At 34.6% G+C, this 22,650-nt stretch carries 27 protein-coding genes; 18 read left to right on the plus strand and 9 right to left on the minus strand.

Translation table 11 applies throughout. The features are described from left to right. Positions 1-54: 54 nt before the first annotated feature. Complete coding sequence (locus BN1242_RS06340; protein ID WP_062352965.1) at positions 55-396, minus strand: helix-turn-helix domain-containing protein; 342 nt, start codon at positions 394-396, stop codon at positions 55-57. A gap of 436 nt (positions 397-832) precedes the next feature. Between BN1242_RS06340 and BN1242_RS13170 the strand changes: the two genes are divergently transcribed. After that, complete coding sequence (locus BN1242_RS13170) at positions 833-961, plus strand: anti-repressor SinI family protein (protein WP_077216127.1); 129 nt, start codon at positions 833-835, stop codon at positions 959-961. Positions 962-1,028: 67 nt separating this feature from the next. Here BN1242_RS13170 and BN1242_RS06345 read toward each other — a convergent pair whose 3' ends face one another. Continuing rightward, positions 1,029-1,352 carry a helix-turn-helix domain-containing protein gene (locus BN1242_RS06345; protein ID WP_062352968.1) on the minus strand — a complete coding sequence of 108 codons (324 nt, stop codon included), beginning with the start codon at positions 1,350-1,352 and terminating at the stop codon, positions 1,029-1,031. 205 nt (positions 1,353-1,557) lie between these two features. Between BN1242_RS06345 and map the strand changes: the two genes are divergently transcribed. Continuing rightward, positions 1,558-2,313, plus strand: a complete 756-nt coding sequence (gene map, locus BN1242_RS06350; protein ID WP_062352972.1) for a type I methionyl aminopeptidase — start codon at positions 1,558-1,560, stop codon at positions 2,311-2,313. A 216-nt stretch (positions 2,314-2,529) separates the two neighbouring features. On the opposite strand, the gene BN1242_RS06355 is transcribed toward map, so the two are convergent. Then, positions 2,530-2,757 carry a DUF1128 domain-containing protein gene (locus tag BN1242_RS06355; RefSeq protein ID WP_062352976.1) on the minus strand — a complete coding sequence of 76 codons (228 nt, stop codon included), beginning with the start codon at positions 2,755-2,757 and terminating at the stop codon, positions 2,530-2,532. Positions 2,758-3,047: 290 nt separating this feature from the next. On the opposite strand from BN1242_RS06355, the gene BN1242_RS06360 reads away from it, so the two are divergent. From BN1242_RS06360 to BN1242_RS06370, 3 genes are all read left to right on the plus strand, one after another. After that, positions 3,048-3,515 carry a low molecular weight protein-tyrosine-phosphatase gene (locus BN1242_RS06360; protein WP_062352979.1) on the plus strand — a complete coding sequence of 156 codons (468 nt, stop codon included), beginning with the start codon at positions 3,048-3,050 and terminating at the stop codon, positions 3,513-3,515. 49 nt (positions 3,516-3,564) lie between these two features. Beyond that, entirely contained in the window at positions 3,565-3,879 is a 315-nt protein-coding gene (locus BN1242_RS06365; protein ID WP_062352981.1) for a YtxH domain-containing protein, read from the plus strand. Between the two features lie 223 nt (positions 3,880-4,102). Beyond that, positions 4,103-4,939, plus strand: coding sequence for a YihY/virulence factor BrkB family protein (locus tag BN1242_RS06370; protein ID WP_062352983.1), 837 nt, complete (start codon positions 4,103-4,105; stop codon positions 4,937-4,939). A gap of 160 nt (positions 4,940-5,099) precedes the next feature. Here BN1242_RS06370 and BN1242_RS06375 read toward each other — a convergent pair whose 3' ends face one another. Beyond that, positions 5,100-7,028, minus strand: a complete 1,929-nt coding sequence (locus tag BN1242_RS06375) for a heavy metal translocating P-type ATPase (RefSeq protein ID WP_077216128.1) — start codon at positions 7,026-7,028, stop codon at positions 5,100-5,102. Positions 7,029-7,337: 309 nt separating this feature from the next. After that, positions 7,338-8,522 (minus strand): MFS transporter, encoded by a 1,185-nt coding sequence (locus tag BN1242_RS06380; protein WP_062352985.1) that lies wholly within the window; start codon positions 8,520-8,522, stop codon positions 7,338-7,340. Between the two features lie 160 nt (positions 8,523-8,682). Between BN1242_RS06380 and BN1242_RS06385 the strand changes: the two genes are divergently transcribed. The 4 genes from BN1242_RS06385 to pdaA all read left to right on the plus strand — a co-directional run bounded on the left by BN1242_RS06385 (position 8,683) and on the right by pdaA (position 11,791). After that, positions 8,683-9,063, plus strand: a complete 381-nt coding sequence (locus tag BN1242_RS06385; protein WP_062352987.1) for an OsmC family protein — start codon at positions 8,683-8,685, stop codon at positions 9,061-9,063. A gap of 521 nt (positions 9,064-9,584) precedes the next feature. Beyond that, positions 9,585-10,346 (plus strand): YfkD famly protein, encoded by a 762-nt coding sequence (locus BN1242_RS06390; protein WP_062353275.1) that lies wholly within the window; start codon positions 9,585-9,587, stop codon positions 10,344-10,346. Between the two features lie 217 nt (positions 10,347-10,563). Next, on the plus strand, positions 10,564-10,737 hold the full coding sequence (locus BN1242_RS13640) for an SE1561 family protein (RefSeq protein WP_087941731.1): 174 nt from the start codon (positions 10,564-10,566) through the stop codon (positions 10,735-10,737). A gap of 250 nt (positions 10,738-10,987) precedes the next feature. Then, entirely contained in the window at positions 10,988-11,791 is an 804-nt protein-coding gene (gene pdaA / locus BN1242_RS06395) for a delta-lactam-biosynthetic de-N-acetylase (protein ID WP_087941732.1), read from the plus strand. Between the two features lie 372 nt (positions 11,792-12,163). Here pdaA and BN1242_RS06400 read toward each other — a convergent pair whose 3' ends face one another. Continuing rightward, positions 12,164-12,442, minus strand: a complete 279-nt coding sequence (locus tag BN1242_RS06400) for a hypothetical protein (RefSeq protein ID WP_158661052.1) — start codon at positions 12,440-12,442, stop codon at positions 12,164-12,166. A gap of 273 nt (positions 12,443-12,715) precedes the next feature. Between BN1242_RS06400 and rlmD the strand changes: the two genes are divergently transcribed. From rlmD to BN1242_RS06445, 9 genes are all read left to right on the plus strand, one after another. Then, positions 12,716-14,101 carry a 23S rRNA (uracil(1939)-C(5))-methyltransferase RlmD gene (gene rlmD / locus BN1242_RS06405; protein ID WP_062352994.1) on the plus strand — a complete coding sequence of 462 codons (1,386 nt, stop codon included), beginning with the start codon at positions 12,716-12,718 and terminating at the stop codon, positions 14,099-14,101. 363 nt (positions 14,102-14,464) lie between these two features. Then, positions 14,465-15,229 carry an HNH endonuclease gene (locus tag BN1242_RS06410; RefSeq protein ID WP_062352997.1) on the plus strand — a complete coding sequence of 255 codons (765 nt, stop codon included), beginning with the start codon at positions 14,465-14,467 and terminating at the stop codon, positions 15,227-15,229. A 578-nt stretch (positions 15,230-15,807) separates the two neighbouring features. Beyond that, a complete protein-coding gene (locus tag BN1242_RS06415) occupies positions 15,808-16,209 on the plus strand; it encodes a nucleotidyltransferase substrate binding protein (protein WP_062353000.1) in 402 nt (133 codons plus the stop codon). A 1-nt stretch (position 16,210) separates the two neighbouring features. After that, entirely contained in the window at positions 16,211-16,552 is a 342-nt protein-coding gene (locus tag BN1242_RS06420; RefSeq protein WP_062353004.1) for a nucleotidyltransferase domain-containing protein, read from the plus strand. A gap of 264 nt (positions 16,553-16,816) precedes the next feature. Beyond that, on the plus strand, positions 16,817-17,227 hold the full coding sequence (locus BN1242_RS06425) for a DUF6508 domain-containing protein (protein WP_062353007.1): 411 nt from the start codon (positions 16,817-16,819) through the stop codon (positions 17,225-17,227). Between the two features lie 91 nt (positions 17,228-17,318). Continuing rightward, positions 17,319-17,738 carry a VOC family protein gene (locus tag BN1242_RS06430; RefSeq protein WP_062353009.1) on the plus strand — a complete coding sequence of 140 codons (420 nt, stop codon included), beginning with the start codon at positions 17,319-17,321 and terminating at the stop codon, positions 17,736-17,738. A gap of 233 nt (positions 17,739-17,971) precedes the next feature. Continuing rightward, complete coding sequence (locus BN1242_RS06435) at positions 17,972-18,535, plus strand: class I SAM-dependent methyltransferase (protein ID WP_062353011.1); 564 nt, start codon at positions 17,972-17,974, stop codon at positions 18,533-18,535. Further along, entirely contained in the window at positions 18,532-19,215 is a 684-nt protein-coding gene (locus BN1242_RS06440; RefSeq protein ID WP_071435478.1) for a response regulator transcription factor, read from the plus strand. The genes BN1242_RS06435 and BN1242_RS06440 overlap by 4 nt, the downstream gene beginning before the upstream one ends. Further along, positions 19,212-20,300 carry a sensor histidine kinase gene (locus BN1242_RS06445; protein ID WP_062353016.1) on the plus strand — a complete coding sequence of 363 codons (1,089 nt, stop codon included), beginning with the start codon at positions 19,212-19,214 and terminating at the stop codon, positions 20,298-20,300. Before BN1242_RS06440 ends, BN1242_RS06445 begins: the two co-directional genes overlap by 4 nt. 267 nt (positions 20,301-20,567) lie before the next feature. Here BN1242_RS06445 and BN1242_RS06450 read toward each other — a convergent pair whose 3' ends face one another. Genes BN1242_RS06450 through BN1242_RS06460 form a run of 3 tightly spaced genes read right to left on the minus strand, consistent with a single transcriptional unit; the run spans position 20,568 to position 22,260 of the window. Further along, positions 20,568-21,317, minus strand: coding sequence for an ABC transporter permease (locus BN1242_RS06450; protein WP_062353019.1), 750 nt, complete (start codon positions 21,315-21,317; stop codon positions 20,568-20,570). Then, positions 21,314-22,039 carry an ABC transporter ATP-binding protein gene (locus BN1242_RS06455; RefSeq protein ID WP_062353022.1) on the minus strand — a complete coding sequence of 242 codons (726 nt, stop codon included), beginning with the start codon at positions 22,037-22,039 and terminating at the stop codon, positions 21,314-21,316. The genes BN1242_RS06450 and BN1242_RS06455 overlap by 4 nt, the downstream gene beginning before the upstream one ends. Further along, positions 22,036-22,260, minus strand: a complete 225-nt coding sequence (locus tag BN1242_RS06460) for an AbrB/MazE/SpoVT family DNA-binding domain-containing protein (RefSeq protein ID WP_062353024.1) — start codon at positions 22,258-22,260, stop codon at positions 22,036-22,038. Before BN1242_RS06460 ends, BN1242_RS06455 begins: the two co-directional genes overlap by 4 nt. Positions 22,261-22,650 lie beyond the last annotated feature (390 nt).

Raw genomic sequence — 22,650 nt, forward strand, 5'->3', positions numbered from 1 at the left:
TCTTATACGGCCGATTCCTTTTTTTATTTGTTTGTTCTGTTTTTTTTGGAAGAATTACTTCGACTTGTTAAAAGGTTCTTTCGTTTCTTTTTTATATTTCATATAGTCAATATAAATTTTGAAATCTTGCTTGTTTAATCCATTTTCTACAGCCTCAATAAGCAAGTTCATCCATTCTTGGTCAATTTTTTTATAACCTTTCGTGTCATCCATTAGTTCTTCAACGGAGATATGAAGAATTCTCGCTAACTTAGAAAGGATGTACGGTGAAGGCTTTGTTTGAATTCCTCTCTCAATATAACTAATGTACGACTTGGAGACATCCGCTAAGCTGGCCAATTTAGTAATGGAATAGCCGTGTTTTTTTCTTAAAATTTTCACCTTTTCTCCAACCAATAGTTTCACTCCTTTCCGTTAAAATAGTAAGTCGAAAGTTAAATATGTTATAAAGAACACCTAGACGTCCTGATATGTACATTATAACGAACAATGATATAGATTTAAAGCTAAAAATCAAAGAAACTACATAAAAATCATACTTTCGTCTGTTCTTTATAGTATAAATTACACTTGTAAAAATAATTTTTAGTTCTAAATAGTGAACTATTTAATATGATGTTAAATGGGGTGATTTCATATATGAGGAAAATTAGAATAAAACCGTGAAATTAGTCGATTGCTGTTGTGATATGTCAACTTTTGTGAGTTAATGTAGAAAGAAAATTAATTTATTCAACATTTTTTTACAAAATAACTAGTTCAAAACGTTTATAATGAAGATAGTGCCAAAGTATTAAAGGCCTGTTGAAGTTGGGGAGTAGGGAGGAAAGTCATGCAAGTTTTTGAAGTTGAGGGGAAAATAGATTTAGAATGGGTCATGTTAATTAAAACAGCATTGGATATGGGGATCTCTAAAGATGAAATACTAGCGTTTTTAAAAGAGAAAAAAAGGGGCGATTAAATTAAATTACCCCGAAAGCATAGTAAGCATTAAAAATGCTTATTTTTTTTGTTTCCCCTCAAAAGGGTTATTTATTATTTAGTCTCCATTTATTAAATTCTAGAAACTCTCTAAACTGTTCTTTGGAAACTCCTGAATTCATTGCCTCTTTCACAATCATTAGCCAGTCCGGATCAAGTTCATTCATTGTTTCATCTTCAGGATGTAAAAAATACTCAACTGGAACATTTAAGACGGTAGCTATTTTCTCTAAAAATTGTATAGATGGATTAGATTGTAAATTTCTTTCAATGGAACTTAAATATGATTTGGCAACACCGGCCCTCTCTGCAAGTTCAGAAAGAGACATTTTCCGCTGTTGGCGTAAGTTTTTCACTCTTTCACCGATCAACTATGCTCACACACCTTGTATATTAATAATATATTAATTATAGTATATCATATAAATATTTATATGTTCCATATTAAGAACATGTTATTGAACAAATTTTTATTGTGTGCCATAAATTCAGCCTGACTAGAACAATTTTTTTATTAATAGTACAATGTAAGAATGGAATGATATTTAATAGCTCGACTAGAAGGATGTGTGTTAAATGATTGTGTTAAAATCAGAACGAGAAATTGAACAAATGAAAGAAGCAGGGAAAGTATTGGCTGCGTGTCATAAAGAAATCGCCAAATTAATCAAACCAGGAATAACTACTTGGGAGATAGAGGAATTTGTTGAGGAGTTTTTGAAAAAACATAGTGCAACTCCTGAACAAAAAGGTTATAAAGGGTATAAGTATGCAACATGTGCAAGTATAAATGATGAAATTTGCCACGGATTTCCTCGTAAAGTAGCATTAAAAGAAGGAAGTATTGTGACAATTGATATGGTAGTTAATTTAAATGGAGCATTAGCCGATTCTGCCTGGACTTATGCTGTCGGTGAAGTCAGTGATGAAACTGCTAAATTATTAGACGTAACAAAAACAGCCCTTTATAAAGGAATTGAACAAGCGAAAGTTGGAAATCGGATTGGCGATATCGGGCACGCAATTCAAAAATACGTGGAAGAAACTGGTTTTTCTGTAGTCAGAGACTTCATCGGCCACGGGATAGGAGCATCAATACATGAAAAGCCCGATGTACCTCACTATGGATTGCCTGGAAAAGGACCTCGTATTAAAGAGGGAATGGTCTTCACAATCGAACCAATGGTAAATGTTGGTTCCTATTTATCGAAAATGGATACGAACGGCTGGACAGCTAGGACGATAGATGGGAAATATTCTGCCCAATATGAACATACCATCGCTATTACGAAAGATGGTCCGGTTATATTAACAGATCAAGATGGAGAGTAATAAAAGGATTATTTTCCTAGAAGCTGCCATTCGAATAAGAAGAAAGTAGTAAGAGGAATTGCAAAAAAAGGTAACAGTCCATTAATTTGTAGGAGTGTTACCTTTTTCTTTTTTGCTTCCCTGATAATAGCTGTATTTTCAGGGAAGCCTTTTAATTTAATCTTTGTTTAAAAAGATAATAGCGAGAAAAACCGGATTCAGAATCCTTTCTCAACACTATTTTACTTGTCTTAAGTTGCCCAATTCTTCTGCAAGGGCTTGCATTTCGCTAGGGGAAAAAATGTCTCGTTTCATAACGTGGTAATATATTTCTAACACGTCATCATATTTTTCCTCTGATATTTGAGAAGATTTTACCGCATCTAAATTAATGATCTTCAGCTTTTCTAAAATTTTCTTTACCATATATTCCATATTTTCTTGACTTTTTACAGATAGATCCATTAGTTTCCTCCACTTTCTATATAGGTTTCCGCAGTCGTTCATTTACCTTTTTTTCGTTCTTTACCTATATTAAATTTGTTAACATATTATATCATAAAAAAGCATGGTTGAAGCATGTAACTTCTACATTCGAAAATGAATGTTTGGTTGTAGTGTTTTCGTTGTTTTACTTTTTCCTCGCTTTTTACTAACTCATTATGTACTACTTTCAATATTCATGAAAACATGGTTGAATAATAGTAGGAACGTGATTTGCGTTTAATACAAACTATTTGTCGGGAGGTGTCCATATGATTCGGGTCCTTTTTGTTTGTCTTGGAAATATATGTCGTTCTCCAATGGCTGAGGCTGTGTTTAAAGATTTGCTTAGAAAGGAAAGTTTAGCTGATCAATTTTCGGTTGATTCGGCTGGATTAGGGCGCTGGCATGTAGGAGAAAAACCTCATCGAGGAACATTAGCAATATTGGCTGAGAACAATATATCTTCAGAGGGAATTACCGCGAGACAAATAGATGCGTCTGATTTGGAAAAATTTGATTATATTATTGTAATGGATGATGAAAATAAAAAAGGAATAAACGGATGGAAAAAATCTTCAAATGCACGTATCTATAAATTGCTTGATTTTGTATCGGAATCAAAAGGACAAGATGTGCCAGATCCTTATTATACTGGTAATTTTCAAGAAGTTTATCAATTAATAGAGCAGGGTTGTCACGAATTATTAAAGTACATAAGGGAGAAGGAAAGGATATAATCCTTTTTTGTCAAGAATAGAAAAAGTGATTGAAATAGAGGTGGACAAAATGAGTGAAAATAAGCTTTTAAAAGGAATGGTAATCGGTGCAGTTGTCGGAGGAGCTTTGACTTTATTGGATAAAGATACGAGGGTGGCAGTGAAAAGACAGTCGAAGAAAATATACGATAATGTAGCGGAAAAAGTACGTCATCCGAAGCAAACAATTCAACAATTTCAGGCAAAAATAGATAGTATTCGCCAATCTATAGAGGAAATAAGTGAAGATGTTCGGTTTGTTGCGGAAAAAGCGGAGGAATTAAAGGAGGTTGGGGTTGCGACTAAAACGACAATAGAAGAGACGAAAGAAGTTTTAATGAAATGATCAATGAGGAAATGGCTTTTGTTTCAATTATATAGCCACCATTTGTAATAAAACAGGTAAAGACGACGCACATTAATAAATACATTCATTTTTTAGCTATCAAAAATAGCAACTCCGTTTTTAGTGATAAACTAAGTAATCCATAATTCGGTTGCTTGACGTGAAGGTCGGAAGCTTGGTACAGCAATGAATAGGTCGATTCGTAAAGGGATGGTGAGGAAGAATGACAAAGAAGCAAAACTTGTTTTCTTTTTTAAAAACATTATATTTTCGAGTTATCAACCATGATATTTTTGGATTGGCAGCACAGTTATCTTATTTCTTCCTATTATCACTGTTCCCTTTATTAATTACTTTGTTTTCCATTATCCCATACTTACCAGTAACAGAAGAGGATATCATCTATTTTATACAAGATTTTGCTCCAGGAAATGCTATACAATTCATCCAAACGAATGTAACGGACATTATGTCACGTCAAAATGGGACAATTTTATCGTTAGGGATAATTGGAACATTATGGTCTGCATCTAATGGAATGAATGCCATCGTCCGAGCAATGAATCGTGCGTATAATGTGAAGGAAAACCGACCGTTTTTAATCGTTCGCGGGCTATCCGTTATATTAACGATTGCAATGATTTTCATATTTTTAATTGCACTTTTATTACCTGTTTTTGGAAAACACATTGGAATTTATTTGTTTTCTAAATTTGGGTTCACCGAACAATTTTTACAAATATGGAACACGTTACGGTGGGGAGTCAGTTCGATTATTTTATTTATCGTTTTCAGTTTTTTATATTTATTTACTCCGAACAAAAAAATAAAATGTATTTCCGCTTTTCGAGGTGCCATTTTTTCAACAATAGGTTGGATGGCGGTTTCTATCGGTTTTTCTTTTTACGTAAATCATTTTGCCAATTATACGAGTACGTATGGTGGTCTCGGTGCAATTATCGTTTTAATGATTTGGTTTTACCTGTCTGGAGTTATTTTAATTATGGGTGGCGAAATTAATGCAATATTGGGTGAAGATGATGATAGGAAACACTGTTGAACGTGTAAGTGAATGATATGGATAAGGATGAAAGTGCTCTGGAAGATCCAAATAAATCATGTCTAATTCCATTCATTAGTCAATCTATTTTCAGAAGGTACAAGAAAAAACGTTTGGAAAGAACTTCTCTCCAAACGTTTAAGTGATTTCATTTTGCTAACTAGTTTCCACGTAAAAGTCGTAATCCGTTCAAAATAACTAAAATAGTGCTTCCTTCATGTCCGATAACACCGAATGGTAAATCGATAAATTGGAGAAAATTAGAAACAACTAATAGCATAATGACGGAGATGGAAAATACTATATTTTGTTTAATAATTCGGTTCATTTTTCTGGATAACTTTACTGCACTAGCTATTTTTGTTAAATCATTTTTCATTAATACGACATCGGCTGTCTCTAATGCAACGTCTGTACCTTCTCCCATAGCAATTCCTACATTTGCTGTTGCTAACGCAGGAGCATCGTTTATTCCATCACCAACCATCGCAACAACATCAAAGTTTTCTTTTATTTTTTGAACTTCATGCACTTTTTGTTCCGGAAGACATTCCGCAATATATTCTTTCAGTCCAATTTCGCTCGCAATGGCATTTGCGGTATTTTTGTTATCCCCTGTAAGCATAAACCCAATGATCCCTAATTCATGTAATTGCTGGATCGCTGTTATCGTTTCTTCACGGACGATATCCTTAAGACCAATCAAGGCGATGACTTCATTTTCCTTTTGAACAAAAACGATGGATTTTCCTTCTGTAGTCAACTTCTTTGCATCATCGATTAATTGTGCGGCACTACTAGTATTGACAAAGTCTTGTTTCCCGAGTTTCCATTCTGCTCCGTTCACTACCGCACGAATTCCCCAACCACTAACATCTTCCACTAAATCTGGCTCCATTAATGTTACATGCTGCTTCTGAAGCGCGTACCGGACAATCGCTTGAGCTAGCGGGTGGTTAGAATGATTTTCAATCGAGGCAACGATACGAATAATCTCTTTTCTGTCCACTTTTTCGTTAACGATAAAATCAGTAACTTCCGGTTTTCCTTTCGTTAATGTTCCAGTTTTATCAAAGGCAATTGCTTGTAAGTTTCCTAATGCTTCCAGATGGACACCGCCTTTAAACAAAATACCTTTTCTAGCGCCGTTAGAAATAGCAGATAAAGTTGCTGGCGTAATGGATGCGACTAAGGCACAAGGCGAAGCAACTACTAATAAGATCATTGCTCGATAAAATGAATCTGTCCAGCTCCATCCGAGCGCATAATGGGGTAGGAAAATCATTAATACAACTACTAATAGGACAATTTTTACATACGTTCCTTCAAAACGTTCAATAAATTGTTGCGACGGAGACTTTTCACTTTGCGCGTTTTGTACTAATTCAATAATTTTTTGAAATAGAGTTTCGTTACTTCTTTTTGTAATTTCTACAGTAATAGAACCTGTACCGTTTACTGTTCCTGCAAATATTTCATCTTTTAACGTTTTATTTACCGGTAAAGATTCGCCAGTAATAGCAGATTCATCAATACTCGTACGTCCCTTTATGATGATTCCGTCTGCTGGTATTCTCTCACCTGGTTTTACTAATATTTCATCACCAATCTGTAATTGTTCCACAGGAACTTTTTTTTCTATTCCATTTTTTAAAAGCCATGCTTCTTCTGGTTGCAGCTGCATTAATGAAGAAATCTCTTTACTACTCTTACTCATCGTATATGTTTCCATCGCACCACTTAAGGCAAATATGAATATCAAAATAGCTCCTTCGTTCCAGTAGCCGATAATTGCTGATCCGATGGCGGCAAGAATCATTAACAATTCAACGTTAAGTTGTTTATTTTCAATGGTATCTAATATTCCTTCTCGTGCCTTTGCAAATCCGCCAATGATAAAGGCAAATAGGTAAGTAATGACAGATGCTGTTTGCAGTTCATATTTGGCTAGTACCCAGCCTATAATGATTAATACCCCGCTTAAAATGGCAGCACCGAGTTCCAAATACGGTTCCATTTTTTTCAGATTTTCCGAGAAACTAGAGTTTTTATGAAATGATTTCTCCCCAACCTTCACATTCGTTTCCATATTATTTCCCCCTAATTTTTATCTAATTGAGAATAAAAATCATCCTCAACACTGTTATAAAATGCAAAAGCTGTCAATTGAAATGACAGCAAAGTGTTGATTTATCAATATTTTATTAAGCTATTATCATTGTAACATAACGATAATTAAAAGGGAAGTATAATTTATAATAATTTTAAATAAGTAATTATAATAATTATAAACAGTGTTGCAAAGGTGAAAAATAGGTTTTCCTCTACTCGAAGAAACTTTAAAAGGCAATCCCTTCCATAAAGAGAATTGCCTCCTGTAAAAATACACTGCTATTCGTCAAATATTAAAGCTATGATCCACTGATTTTTGAATCTTAAAGAGCAATAAGCCGATAAAGATGAAAAATAACATAATACTAATGAAGTAAAAGAAACTGATTTGTTGTAAATATTGGATGAAGATACCACCTAAAAATGGGCCAATAATACTGCCAATGCTGAAAAATATACCAATCATTAAATTCCCAGCTGGTAATAACTGTTTCGGCAATAAATCTGTCATATAAGCAATGCTTAATGAGAAAGTCGATCCAAGAAGCATTCCTGCAATGAAAAAAGTTAATGTTAACAAAACAAATGATTGTTCAAAAATTGCTGCACTAATAAAACTTGCGGCACCAAAGAACATAATAAATAATAATATGTTACGTCTCCCATATCGGTCACTTAATAACCCTAATGGCAATTGAAAAATAATGCCACCGACAGAAAAGGCTGGCAAAATAATGGATAATGCATCTACATCCATTCCAATTCTTAATGCATAAACAGGAAAGTTACCATTTAAGGAAGCTTCCAAAATTCCGTAACAAAAGGCTGGAAGAACGGCAGCCCAAGCAAATTTAAAAACTTGTGTAAATCTAGAAAAAGTCGAACGAAGTGAATATGTTTCTACATCCGACGCAGCTGCTTCAGGAATTTCATTTTTTAAAAAAAATACAGTTAACCATGCAAGCAGACTAAATATACTGGAAATGATAAAAGGCAGTTCTGGGTCAATGGCAATAAATCTTGTCATTAAAGGTCCAACAGCAAAGCCGACCCCAAAAAATAGCCCATATAACGATATATTTCGCCCACGTTTATGTATTGGGGAAAATGCAGTTATCCATGTTTGAGTTGAAAAGTGTAATGCATGGTCGCCAATACCTATAAGTAAGCGTAAAAAAAACCAAACTAACAAGGAATCAGTTAAAGTAAAGGAAAATAAGGAAATAATAACGGCGAGTCCGCCAAAAACAATTAACGGTTTGTAACCAAATTTTTTAAGGGGAGCTTCCATTAACGGAGAAGCTAATAAAACCCCTATATATAGCCCTGTCGCATGGAGTCCGTTTATATGGGAAGGAACATTGGCGTTTTCTAATAAAACCGCAATTAGTGGAAGCAACATTCCTTGTGAAAATCCCGAAATACTAACAATTACAACTAAAATCCAGAATCTAAAGTTTAATCCTTTCATCTTCTTCTCCTATGATGTTTGTATTCTATTATTCGTAACATTTTTTACTTGTGGATATTCCAAGTCTTACTCTATAAATAGTAAGCATGAATGCATCTATTTTGCAACAAAAAGAATATACTTGTAATATATCGATAAAGTGAAAGGTTAGGTGGAGAGAATGAAGTATATTATGAAGGAGAACGGTTTCTATACGGAATTACCTTATGGTCCACTACATATTTCTAGTACCGACGAACATGGATTTCGACCATACCAACTACTTGTGTCGTCCATTGCCGTTTGCAGTGGCGGAGTTTTAAGGAAAGTACTAGAAAAAATGCGCTTGCCGTTTGAGGATATTCAAATGGAAACAGAGGTGGAGCGTAATCCCGAACATGCCAATAGGATTGAGGGTATCCAACTTCACTTTATCATTAAAGGAAATGTAGATGAAACAAAAGTACAAAAAGCACTCCATGTAGCACGAAAAAACTGTGCAATGGTTCAATCAGTTGAAGGGAGTATTAACATTGTAGAAACTTTTGAAGTTATAAAGTAAATAGTATTAATACGGAGAAGAAACCATTTTACCATTTTTATTCGTAGTTACTAAATAAACCGAGTGAATCCTTTTTAGGGAACACTCGGTTTTTTATAATACATATTTATTTTTTATAAAGGAAATTAGTCTATCCCCCTCCTTTTAGAATTTTTCGGTTCATGTATTTGATTACTGCATAATGATTATCACTTTTTAAGGAAAAATATTGTATTAAAATAATAAATTACTTCAATCGCATACCCCCTTTTGTAAGATGTAAATAAGTCCTTTTTAAATAGTTGTTCTTACAAAAGTCGTACGATAAGGTTCCTCCTCTCCGACGTGATTAATATATTTTTATTAATGATAATTTGTCAATATTCTAATTTTAAAAAAGTTTTTTCGGAAAAATTTTTTGGATAAGAATTCGGCTGTTTGAAAAAACTATGCAGGAACAATAGAATGGAAGGAGTATCCGTATGTTTAAAAATCGCAAGAAATATGTAGGTGTCGTTCTGTTGATTTTGCTATTTAGTTTAATGACTGGAGTTTCTTTCGCAAAGGGTAGTGACAAAAAAGATGCAGCTACTAAGTATAAAATTCCAAGTTCTGTCATGAATATTGCAAAGGAAAATACATATCCAAATCCTTCCCAAGATTTACCACAATTACAACCTAGTGAATTAACAAAGGAGTTGCTAGAAACTTCTGAAATTAAAATTGAGAATCCTAACTTAATTCTAATGTTGAATGAAACTTCCATTAATAAGCCTTTCTTAGCAATTGGCCATAAAGCCACTATTTACCTTGGCAATTGGCCGTTAAACTATGAATCGAAGGAAACATCACCAAACTGGGAATACCAAAAAATTAATACGAATTTCCATGATAACCGTGGTGGAAATGGCCCTTATAAAATTCATTTTGTTCAAGAAACACAAAAAACCGTTCGTGGTGGTTTAACAGCAAAAATTCCAAATGCGAATGACGTAAAAAAAATGATGCTGTTAAAAGCAACAGAGAAAACAAATTTGCCTTTATCCTTTGAAACAATTATTGGCGCTGGAACGAAGAAAGATCAATATTACAATATCCCAAAAAAGAAACTCGGATATCTTGATGCGTATTCACCTGCGATAAATGAAAAAGGGACCGTTACTTATGGCGAAGTATATATAAAATTAAAAGGTGGAAAAAGAACGATTGAAGTGAAAAATGTGACATCCCAAGGGATTGGTGCTTGGATACCAGTTCAAGACCATGTATCTTTCACTTTTTCAGCCATTGAAGTACCTAGATAAAACAATAATCGCAGAATGACACCAAAGAGTCGATATGTCCCCATTTTGTGGAAAGTTGATATGTCTGTTAGCTTTGTTGTGAAATACATTTTGAAGAAAAATGAGTATCGAGCCTACTAACCGTTATCCCCCCTTCAGTACGCTGTGAAACATCTATTTTATTTTCTACATCAAAGTGTATAATATAAACAGTTATATTTTGAAGGGAGTAATTTTTTTGTCTGACAATCGCGAAACCCAATTACAAACGTTACAAGAACGCTTCGAGCGAATTTTACAAACTTTGGAAATGATGGAACCTGAAAAAGTGGATTTGCAAGATATTGATCGGCTTATTTCGATGCTAGATGAGCTTGATGAAAGATGGCAACAAATGAAAGAAGGTATATAAGGATTTTCCAAATTTAGAAGTGGTACATCTGTCGAGAACTGTGATCTCGACTTTTCTTTTTATAAGAGGCTATTGTGGTGATTGTGAGAGAAACTTTTTCTGTTTTCACTCTTCATAATGCATATGTAACTGCATGCTAAAGCTTGTTTGGAATTTGCGCTAATGAACATATATATATTGTCAATTTTTTTCAAGCATGTTTTTTCCTATTACAGAAAAACTAAGGGAAAACAATGAGAGGATGTAGTTAATGATAAAAAAGCCATTGTTTCTTATTAGCATGTTAGTTAGTTTTGTCTTTCTTTTAAGTCCCCACACTTATGCAGTATCTAATTCTCAAATACATTGGGGATTTAAAAAGGCAAGAAATGAAGTACCACCAGAAGCGGGAGCTAATTACGATGCTTTATTAAAAAAATACGGTGCTTTTTACAAAGCAAACCAAACGGATAAGGTTGTCTATTTAACTTTTGATAATGGATATGAAAATGGTTATACAGGAAAAATTTTAGATGTATTAAAAAAAGAAAAGGTACCAGCGACCTTTTTCGTGACAGGCCATTATTTAGAGTCGGCAACAGATTTAGTAAAGCGGATGGTAAATGAAGGTCATATTGTCGGTAATCATTCGTGGAGTCATCCTGATTTTACCCAAGTAAGTGATGACAAATTAAAGGAAGAATTAAATCGAGTGAAGCGAAAAACAGCAGAAATAACTGGTCAAAAGGAAATGATTTTTTTACGACCACCAAGGGGAATTTTTAGTGAAAGAACATTGAAAGTTGCCAAAGATGCTGGTTATATCCATGTGTTTTGGTCGCTTGCTTTCGTTGATTGGAATGTGAATCAGCAAAAAGGTTGGCAATATGCATATAATGAAATAATGAAACAGATTCATCCTGGGGCAGTTATTTTATTACATACGGTATCAAAGGATAATGCGGACGCGTTAGAAAAAGCGATACAAGACTTGAAAAAACGTGGCTACCGATTTGCAAGCTTAAATGATTATTTACTAGAGCAGCAGTTAGGGAAGGAAAAAATCATTTATTAATCATAGGAAAAGCACTCCAAATGGATACAATAAAAGAACGGGCTGGCGAGAGAGCTAGGTAACCCAAATACGGATGACTAGCGCATTCAATCAACAGCCCTTTTTTCAATGACGTTATTTACTCTTTTTCATTTTTAACAAGACGATAATAAGTAATACAATAGAAACAGCACCTAAAACAATATATAGTGTTCCAAACGTTGTGAACCCAGACCTTTTTTCACCAGCCTTCCACACTTACCAAATGTTTTTTTAAAAGTGCTGGAAGTAGTGCCAATTTCGACATAACTATTCATAATGAACCAAAGTGCACCTATCGTTCCGAATTGTTTTTCCTTATCCATTTGCCAACTAGTTTTATTATTCGTTGTACTACTTGATAAAAGGTGCGCAAACTAACATTAGGACAGCTAATGTGGATAGTATATAAGTAACTTCTTTTGATAAACCGCTAGTCGCTTTTTCGGTTAAAGAAAACTTAAAAATATTTTTATAAATAATAAAGAGTAAAATTAAGATGGAAACCCCTACCATCCAAGCGCCAAAAGTATCATCGATATTAATACCGAATAGTTTGTAAATTAATTTTACAAACCCTCCAAAAACACCTCCTAAAAGAATAGTGACGTTAAAAATACCAAAAAACCGCAAAAAAATTCCCCATGGCACCTACTCCTTTCCCATCCATTTTATTACAAATTTTACCAGAAAAGACAGATTTTAACTTAGTGATTGTATTCAACAAATTCCGATAATATTGTGACATACTATTCAACATACCAATTTATCATACTTTCTCTACCATGGATAATCTGTTTCTGTGAAATCACTATCCCACCAGTCTTTTCTCAAAAATATTTTGTTTTCTGACGTTACTATAGTAAAATTCTTTATAAATATACTCTTTAAGATGGAGAAAAGAACATGGCAAAAACAACAAACATTGCAATTATGAAAGGCCAAGTATTCCCAATTACAATCAAGCGTTTAGGAATCAATGGGGAAGGTGTTGGTTATTTCAAAAGAAGTGTCGTCTTCGTGCCAGGGGCTCTACCTGGGGAGGAAGTGTTAGTCGAGGCGACAAATATTAAACCGAATTTTGCAGAGGCCAAAATCATCCGTATTCGCAAAAGGTCTTCACACAGAATTAATCCTCCTTGTCCGATCTATTATGAATGCGGTGGATGTCAATTACAGCATCTAGATTATAAACAGCAACTTGTGGAAAAGCGGGATATATTAATTCAAGCATTGGAGCGGCATACAAAATTAACTATTGAGAAATTGGATATTCGCCCAACGATTGGAATGGATGATCCGTGGCTGTACCGCAATAAATCACAATTTCAACTCGGGGAAATAAAAGGTAACTATATAGCCGGTCTTTATAGTATGAACTCCCATAAACTTATCGATATCCCAAACTGTATCGTTCAGCACCCAGCAACAAATAAAGCTGTCCGGGTAGTAAAAGATATACTAAGTGACTTACAAATCTCGGTGTATAACGAACGGAAACGAACAGGGCTCGTCCGCACTATTGTAGCCCGTGTAGCCGTTGGAACAGGGGAAGTACAAGTGGTTTTAATTACTACAAAAAAAGAACTTCCGAAAAAGCATTTAATCGTAGAAGAAATTCAAAAACGACTGCCAGAAGTAAAGTCAATCGTCCAAAATATTAACGGGAAAAAAACTTCCTTAATTTTCGGCGATGAGTCATTACAACTAGACGGTGAACAATCCATCCAAGAAGTTCTCGGCGATATTAGTTTCGAACTGTCATCTCGGGCCTTCTTCCAATTAAATCCCATTCAAACCGTCAAACTATACGATGAAGTGAAAAAGACTGCCGCACTTACTGGAAAAGAAAAAGTGGTCGATGCCTATTGTGGGGTTGGAACAATCGGTCTTTGGCTGAACGATAAAGCAGGAGAAATACGCGGAATGGATGTGGTAGAAGAAGGCATTCAAGATGCAAAGAAAAATGCAAAACGTCTCGGTATAAAAAATGCTCGCTACGAAGTCGGTAAAGCAGAAGATATCATGCCAAAATGGGTAAAAGCAGGCTGGAAACCAGATGTTGTCATCGTCGATCCTCCCCGAGCCGGTTGTGACGACGCCCTACTAGACACTATATTAAAAACCGGCGCTAGAAAAGTCGTCTATGTTTCCTGCAACCCATCCACCTTAGCAAAAGACTTAAACAAACTAACGAAAAAATATAAAGTTCAATATATCCAGCCTGTCGATATGTTTCCGCAGACTAGCCACGTTGAGTGTGTTGTCTTGATGTCAAGGGTGGATAAATAGCTCTGCTAAAAATACTGATAAATAAAGGGTTTCCTGACATTGCATTTTTCTTTCGGTAACTTTGCTGAGGTCGCTAATGTCTGGAACTTATCCAATCCATTGCACAATCAGAAAATAAATCTCTAAGTGAAATGATTGTTCTGAAAATAATCATCCAGCAATATTTCAATAGAGCAATTGGAAGCGGTGCAACTTGAAAAAGTGGAATAGGAGTAATGATGTGAAAGATGAGCATGGTACGAAGCGAAAAGGTACAAAGTTTAGTTCGAAAAGACAGGTTGATGAATAAACTAATTGATTTTGTGATTGCTTAATCAATTTTATTGTGCAATATAAATAATTTACGGTAGGTAGGTGATTAATGTGAGAAGGGAGTTAAATTATTATCCCACAAATGCGCAAACTTATACTGTCAACGAGTGGTTAGCAATGTTGCAGGAGGATAATTGCTTTACGCCCATCTTACTTGAAGCGCTTTATGTTTTAGTTTTTGAAATGAATGGTAAGGGATCTGCCAAACAAATATCCGAAATAACTGGACGTCCGTATCAGGCCTATAACAAATCAATGGCACAAACAGTTAAGAAGTTAAGAAACAACGGGTTTACTTTTGTGGAAGATAGAAGGGGGAGAAGTAAGAAGGAACGGTACTGGAGTCATTTTTTTAATGGTTATTATGAAGAGAAATTATTTATTTGGGAAGTAAAGGATACCTTATATACAGCATTTACTAAATATATAAAGAAAACTGAGGAAATGGAAGTAACGAGTTTTAACAGTGAAAAGACAGATGAAAACAAGGCTGTTGAAGGGATGAAACGACAACGGATTCATTATCAAATTGAACGTAATACAGCAATTGTAAATTCCGCAAAGAGGGAATTTATTAAAAATAATGGCAGACTTTTTTGTGAAGCATGCCATTTCTCTTTTAAGCAATCGTATGGAATTGATTTTATTGAAGCACATCATGTTTTGCCATTATATATGGGCGAAAGAGTAACGAAAGAGATAGATTTAATCATGCTATGTGCAAATTGCCATCGTGCGGTACATAGTAAGAAATGGAGTAATAAGTCTATTAATCACTTTTTAGAATATATGAAAAATCAAGCAGCTAACGATTAATTTGTTAGAAAAATATAGAAATAGCCTAATCGCTATGTGGTAGTCGAGTTGAATGAGCCATTTTATAGTTCTGTAAAAGCAAAAAATATACTGTCTTTTAAGCAACGCAAGAATAGGGCAGTCTTTAAAAGACTAAGAGTAAAGTTTGGATATAATGCGAAACAGGCATAAAAGATTGAACCCTGAAACTTTATACGGGGTGGCGGACATGATAGCCTTGGCTGGCGATGCCAATTTTTATGACATCTAGCTTCACGGTAGGAAAGTCATGTCTGAGAGAGGCCCAGTGCGAAGTTTCGGCATATTTTCAATGCTTAATAAAAGGGTATTAATAGGTATAATGAAGATATATGGGTGTAGACATTGCAATGGTTTATTCAGGGACTACTCCAAGTGCCTCAAAGCCTGCGTATTGGACTGGAAAAATGGTAGAACATGTCCGAAAAGTGTATGATTTTTCGCACTCCACCTAGCCAGTTGATGAATGGTGGTGGCATTTGGATAAAGTTGCTTCCAGTGAATTGTCGCTTGATGTCATTTCCTTCAAAGATAAGGTGATTGAAAAGGAGGATTAAAAGTTGGATTCGCAAAAAGAAATTCGTTGGAGACAACGCTTTGATAATTTTAAAAAATCATATCAATTACTGGAAAAATACTCCACAGTTAAACTAACTTCCGAAATTGAAAAAGCAGGTCTTATTCAATTTTTTGAAATTACTTTTGAATTAGCATGGAAAGTGTTGAAAGATTATTTAGAGGCGCAAGGATATATTGTAAAAAGTCCAAGGGAAACGATTAAGCAAGCGTATCAAATGGAAGTTATTGAGAATGGACATGTATGGGTAGATGCATTGTCGAGTCGCAATTTAACGCCTCATCCATATGATGAGCAATTTACGGAAAAGTTCGTTATGGATATTCAACAAGTGTATTTTCCTCTATTTAAATCTCTATACGAAAAGCTCTTAAAGGAGTATTAACATGTACGGATTGTTAGAACGAGACATGGATTATATTTTAAAAGCATTAAATCAATTTGATGAAATTGATCGTGCCATTCTTTATGGTAGCCGGGCAATGGGTAACTATAAAAAAGGCTCCGATGTCGATATTGCGATTCGGGGTGAATTTGTTACCGATAAAACCATTTTCGAACTGGACGACTTGTTAAATGAAGTGTATCCCCTTCCGTATTTTTTTGACATTGTCCATTTTGAAAGGTTAACCAATCAAAATTTAATCGAACATATTGAAAAGAGCGGACAGGTATTATATGTACGAAATGAAGTAAGTAATGATGTAATTGGCCCTGATGAAATTTAAAAAGAATGTCATTTTTTAATAAAAGGGGTGAATTTATTGACGTCAAACCTTCATTTTTTACAAGATAAAATACTAGGCTGGGAAACACTATTTAACAATTGGCATTGATGAAAGAATACTAGATTTACCTAGGGAAGGGCAAAATACTCATTTACATACAATCAATATGATGCGATACAAATAATATCGGATATACTTATTAAATAAGGTTATGATATTTCTCGCTCAAATCTTATTGTTAGATTGATGTTGTGGAGGACGATGATGAGTAAATACGATATTTTGACAAAATATATACCTTTAATTCAGACGGATAGTATTGGTGAATGGATTATTGATAAAAAGAACGAAGGGACACAGGAGCATCCAATACAGATGGCCTTTGTAAATTATTCCGAAGTGGTACATAACTTTATCAGTGATGTTTATGCCTTTGAAGAAAGCAATAAAGATATGGAGCTAACCAGTTATAGAGATATTCTAGAAGATAACGGACTTGAATGGGACTCAATATCTATGAAAAATGCGGACGTTTCAATCTTGAATGCACAGTGTGTTCTTGCGCTAATTATGGGTGCTGTAAGAGCCGAGCGTTTTTGCGATGGTGCACTATTAGATTTCTTTAAGAGTGGCTCTGTATTGAAGTGGCTGGAAAGATTAAAGAGCATTGAATAAAAGGGGTTCAATTTCCGATATAATCGAACAAAGATTACTTTCTATAAAATTGGAAGTATTTAGTTTATCAGAACTTGGGAGGAGACTTTAAATGAAGGAGAAATTATTAAGAGTCGGAACTACATATATTCCAGTAACAAATGTAGAACATTCCACTGAATGGTATGTAAATAAGTTAGGTGCAGATTTAAGCTATAAAGATGAAGATAAAGCGATTATAAATTTGGCAAGCCAAAGCTTTTTTCTTGTTAAATCAAAAGAATATCAAAGTTCCAATTTTATTGATATTTATGGCGAGGAACGTTTTTCTCTAACATTTGAAGTAAACGGATTAGACGCTTTAAAAGGTATACATAACGATTTTATAAGTAAAGGGATTAGAGTTGGCGCTATTGAAAACAGAGGTCATACTGGAAGGAATTTCGTTTTTTATGATTTAGATGGCAATAAATTCGATGTATGGAGTGAGCTTAGCCTGTTTTTCAAAGAAAAATATTTAATCTCAAAATAATGAAATTCGACACTTATTTTATACTTGAACGGTTTAGTTTGTAGAAAAATTATTAGAAAATATTATAGAAATGAAAATGAAGTTTAATAAATGCCAGCTGGTAGCAGTTGGTATTTTTGCTTTTTTTATAATAACACCACCTTAATAATTCTTAATAGTTTTCTGTCCTTTTTCTTAAACAGTGTTACTTAGAATAACTTTTAAGAACTTTTAAGATAAGGTGGTATTTTTATATGTTAAATTTTTTAAAAGAATTTATGAAAAATCCTCAGTTTATTGGGGCGGTAGCTCCTAGTAGTAAGTACCTTGCAGAAAAAATGATAGAAAATATTGATTTTTCAAAGTGTGAATGCATTATCGAATACGGTGCAGGAACTGGGATTTTTACAGAAAAGCTTATTGCAAGAAAGAGAGAAGATACTCTACTCTTAGTTTTTGAAAATAACAAAGGCTTTTATCAACAACTTATGAAGGATTATAGACATAAAAGAAATGTTAAAATAATAAATGATAGTGCCGAAAATACTTTAAAATATTTTAAGAAATATAGTGCAACAAGGGTAGACTATATTGTATCAGGACTTCCGTTTGCTACTCTTCCTCTAGATATATCTGAAAGAATATTGGAAAATACAAAAGAGATACTCACTAGCCAAGGAGAGTTCATTGCATTCCAATACACATTAATAAAAATAAATTTTCTAAAGAGCTATTTTAATGAAATTAAGTGGAAAAAGGTTATGTGGAATATACCACCAGCGTATGTGCTAAATTGCAAAGTACAGGAGGAAATATAATGGATAAAATACTCGTCGTTGATGACGATGCCAGTATAAGAAAACTAATAAAATTATATTTAATAAACGATGGTTATTCAGTAGATATTGCCAGTGATGGGATAGAGGCCTTACAGCTACTGGAAAAAAATGAATATGATTTAATCATATTAGATATTATGATGCCAAGACTAGATGGAGTAGCTACTTGTTTGAAAATTAGAGAAAAGAATACAATGCCGATCATATTTCTATCTGCTAAGGGAGAAGAACTTGATAAAATAGAAGGTTTAACAGTTGGTGCTGATGATTATATTACAAAGCCATTTGGGTCAATGGAGCTATTAGCAAGGGTTAAGGCACAACTGAGAAGATACAAAAAATTGAATGATAGTCCGAAAAATAAGAATATCATTGAGGTTGGAGACTTAGTTATTAATACTGATACCCACGAAGTTATAGTAAGAGGAGAGAAAGTAAGGCTAACACCGAAGGAATTTGATATATTAGCAACTTTGGCCAGAAATAAGGGTATTGTATTCAGTGTAGAAAAACTATATGAATCTGTGTGGAAAGAGGATTTTGCTGTATCTGACACCTCTATAGTGGTTCATATCACTAACCTAAGGCAAAAAATAGAGTTAGACCCAAAGTCTCCTCAGTTCATCAAGACAGTATGGGGTGTGGGCTATAAGATATGATGGAAAAAGTAGTAAATAAAATTGCATTTAAATTAATTATATTAGTTGGAACTGGTTTGTTAGTAAGTGCATTTATATTTCTCCTTCTTGGAAGTATGTTTAACAAATTCGTTGTAGGAAAGATGAATGAACTTCCACCAAACCAAATGGTTAGTGCTTTTAATCTATATTCTTTAATATTAATTATTGTTCCGATTATAATCTTTCTAGTTATTTTTCTTATTGGAATAAATAAAAGACTGAAGTATTTACGGTATATAACTAGCAGTGTAAAAATAGTAAACAACGAAACCCATTTAGCACCTTTATTATTGGAAGGAAATGATGAAATTACAGAATTAGCAAGAGGGATTAACATCATGTCTGATAGGCTAAAGAAAAACTATGAAAGAGAAAAGAAGATAGAACAGGGGAAGAATGATTTAATTGTTGCTATGTCTCATGATTTGAAAACACCACTGACTTCTATAATTGGCTACTTAGAACTGTTAAATAAAAATGCAAAAACATATAATCACGAGGAGATTGAATATTTAAATATAGCATACGAGAAGAGCAAGGGGTTAAAAAATTTAATTGATGAATTATTTGAGTATACAAAGCTTACTAATGATTATATTATTTTAGAAAAAGTACCTTTTAATATGGTGATCTTAGTAAGCCAAATAGTAGGAGCGCATTTACCTTTATTAAAAGAAAGGAATATTTCAGTAGAAATAGACTGCAAATCAAAAGAGCTATGGTGTGAAATAGATGTTCAAAGCATCGTTAGAGTTCTAGAAAACATTATAAAAAATGCTGAAAAATATAGTTTTGAGAATACAAAATTAAAAGTGTTTATGGGAAACATTGGAAATGAATTAATCATTACCTTTCAAAATATTGGAGAACACATAGCGGGTAAAGAACTAGAAAAAATATTTGATAAAATGTATAGACTAGATAAGTCAAGAAATCAAAAAATCGAAGGATCTGGATTAGGTCTAGCAATCTCTAGAAGAATTATTGAACTCCATGGAGGAAAAATATGGGCTGAGTGTGTCGGTAACGTTGTAAAATTTCATATAACTCTTAAAATGGCATAGTTTAAGACTGCCTTGTGATGTGTGTCAATATAGGTTAAATGAGTTGTAACAGAAGGTATCATAGGTAAAGAAAACAAATCTCAATTTGATAAAAAGCAAGGCACTCTACTTTCTTATTTGCGTAGATTGCCTTGTTAGTTTTTTGAGCTTGTTCTATCGTCGGACTTGAAATTGATAGTGAAATGGTCATTGTAGACGTGACTTTAATCAATCATCAGACAAGTTGCTCATCGCATTTTGTGAATGAAATTGACTAATAAAGAGGTTTCATATCTCATTGCCTCTCATTTTGTGTCGAAAAGCAATAACTGCCAATGCGTAGAATACTACCGTGTATCCCAACACAACTGCAAGGTGGGGCATTATTCCAGTGAAGTTACCACTGATAGATTGCTTAGCTGCTTCTACGCTATGATAAAAGGGCAATACTTCCGAAATTTTCTTAAATACCCCACCGATGAGGTCAAGTGGAATCCAGACACCGGAAAACCATCCAGCAACATTTGTAAGAAGTGCTCCACAGATTCCACCCACAGCCTTGTCGTTTAAAAAGCTACCACATAGTAAGCCAAGTCCAACAAATAGAATAGCGATAGGAAGCACGACGAAGACGGCAAGTAGTGTATTGACGGATAGAGGCAAGCCGAGTAGAGCTGCTGCTAAAAAAGTAATACTCCCCTGTACCGTTGCCATCCCAAGAAGCGGCAAAGTGTATCCGAAAATGAAATCCAGTGAAGTCATAGGAGAAGCAAAAAGGCGCATCAAAAACGATGTAGTTCGGTCTTTTGCTAAAAGCATCCCTGAAAACAGTGCAAAGAATACGGTGCCGAAAGCGGCAATGCCTGGCGCAGTATTTTCTATGGAGAACATAGAATTATTTGCCTCGGCGGGAATTGCCTTATTGATAACAGAAAACAAGAACAGTAATACCAGTGGAAACCCAAGTCCAAAGAATAAATTGATTGGATCACGCAGAATTTCTTTCGTATTACGCTCTGCAAATAGGAAAATCTTCATAGTACACCTCCAGAGAGGCTGATAAAGGCGTCTTCAAGGCTAGCGGTTTCTGTTTGCTCGGTTAACTCATCCGAGGTGCCAACCGCTACGAGCCTACCTTTCGTCATCACACCAATACGGTCAGATAGTGCCTCGACTTCTTCTAAATAATGAGTAGTGAGAATTATTGTGACTTTCCTTTTAAGTTGTTTGATGGCTGCCCATAGTTCACGGCGGGCAAGAACATCCAGCCCGAGTGTCGGTTCATCAAGGAACAAAACTTGTGGGTTAGATATCAATGCCATAGCGATAGAAAGTCGTCTCTGCATACCGCCTGAAAGTGTTTTGGCTTTTTTGCTAAGTACATCGTTCAAACCAAAATGTAACGACATCGTTTTTGCACTTTTCTTTGAGTCTTCTGCGTTCTGTCCGTAAATTCCCGCTATAAGCTCCAAATTCTCGAGAACGGTTAAATTAGGTGCAACCGCTGTTTCCTGTGGGGACACGTTTGCCTTTTGCTTAACAGCGTTCGGATTTTGCTTAATGCTATCACCTAGCAACACTGCATCGCCATCGGTCGGTTGGATGAGGCAAGAGAGCATTTTAATGGTGGTGGTTTTTCCTGCGCCGTTCAAACCCAGAAGGGCAAATAACTCACCTTTTTCAATAGTTAGGTTCAAGCTGTCTACAGCAGTGACTGCTCCATATTTTTTTGTTAGATTTTTGATGGTGATAGCACTCATTCGTCATCCGCCTCCGATATAGTATCTCGAAAAATTTTTGTGGCAAATGTAGTGAACATATTCTTGGGAGGGATTGCGATGCCTTGTTTTTCATCTCCCAGCAAAATTAATGTGTCACCAGGGGAGATGCCAAATATCTCACGAGCCTCTTTTGGAATTACAATCTGTCCTTTTTCACCGACTTTAACAGTCCAGGCGTGTTTGCCTTTTGGTTTTGACATGATTCCACCTCCGTTAGATGGGTAAGTATGAAAAGTATGATTTGTATAAATTATATACTGTGCATAATTTATTAGTCAAGAGGATGATTTAAAACAGCGATTCTCTCGACAACCTATAATTATTGGGCCAGAAAAAAGAAAATTGCAATTGGAAAAACAGAGACGGTATTATTTCGGGATGATGATAAGTTATATTTATCGGAGTGGTATGAAGATCCGGATTATCGTGAAAATGTAATAGTTAGAGACATTCGAACAGGAAAAATAATAGAGAAAAGCGAAGGCTATATACGGCGACTACCTAATCATGTGTATTGGCAAACTTAATGCAGGAGCATAGTGAAGAACATTGTGTCCAACAGTAATATACGACTCTACAACCTTTCTGAT

This window comes from Bacillus kwashiorkori (assembly GCF_001375515.1).
GTDB classification, from domain to species: domain Bacteria; phylum Bacillota; class Bacilli; order Bacillales; family Caldibacillaceae; genus Bacillus_BK; species Bacillus_BK kwashiorkori.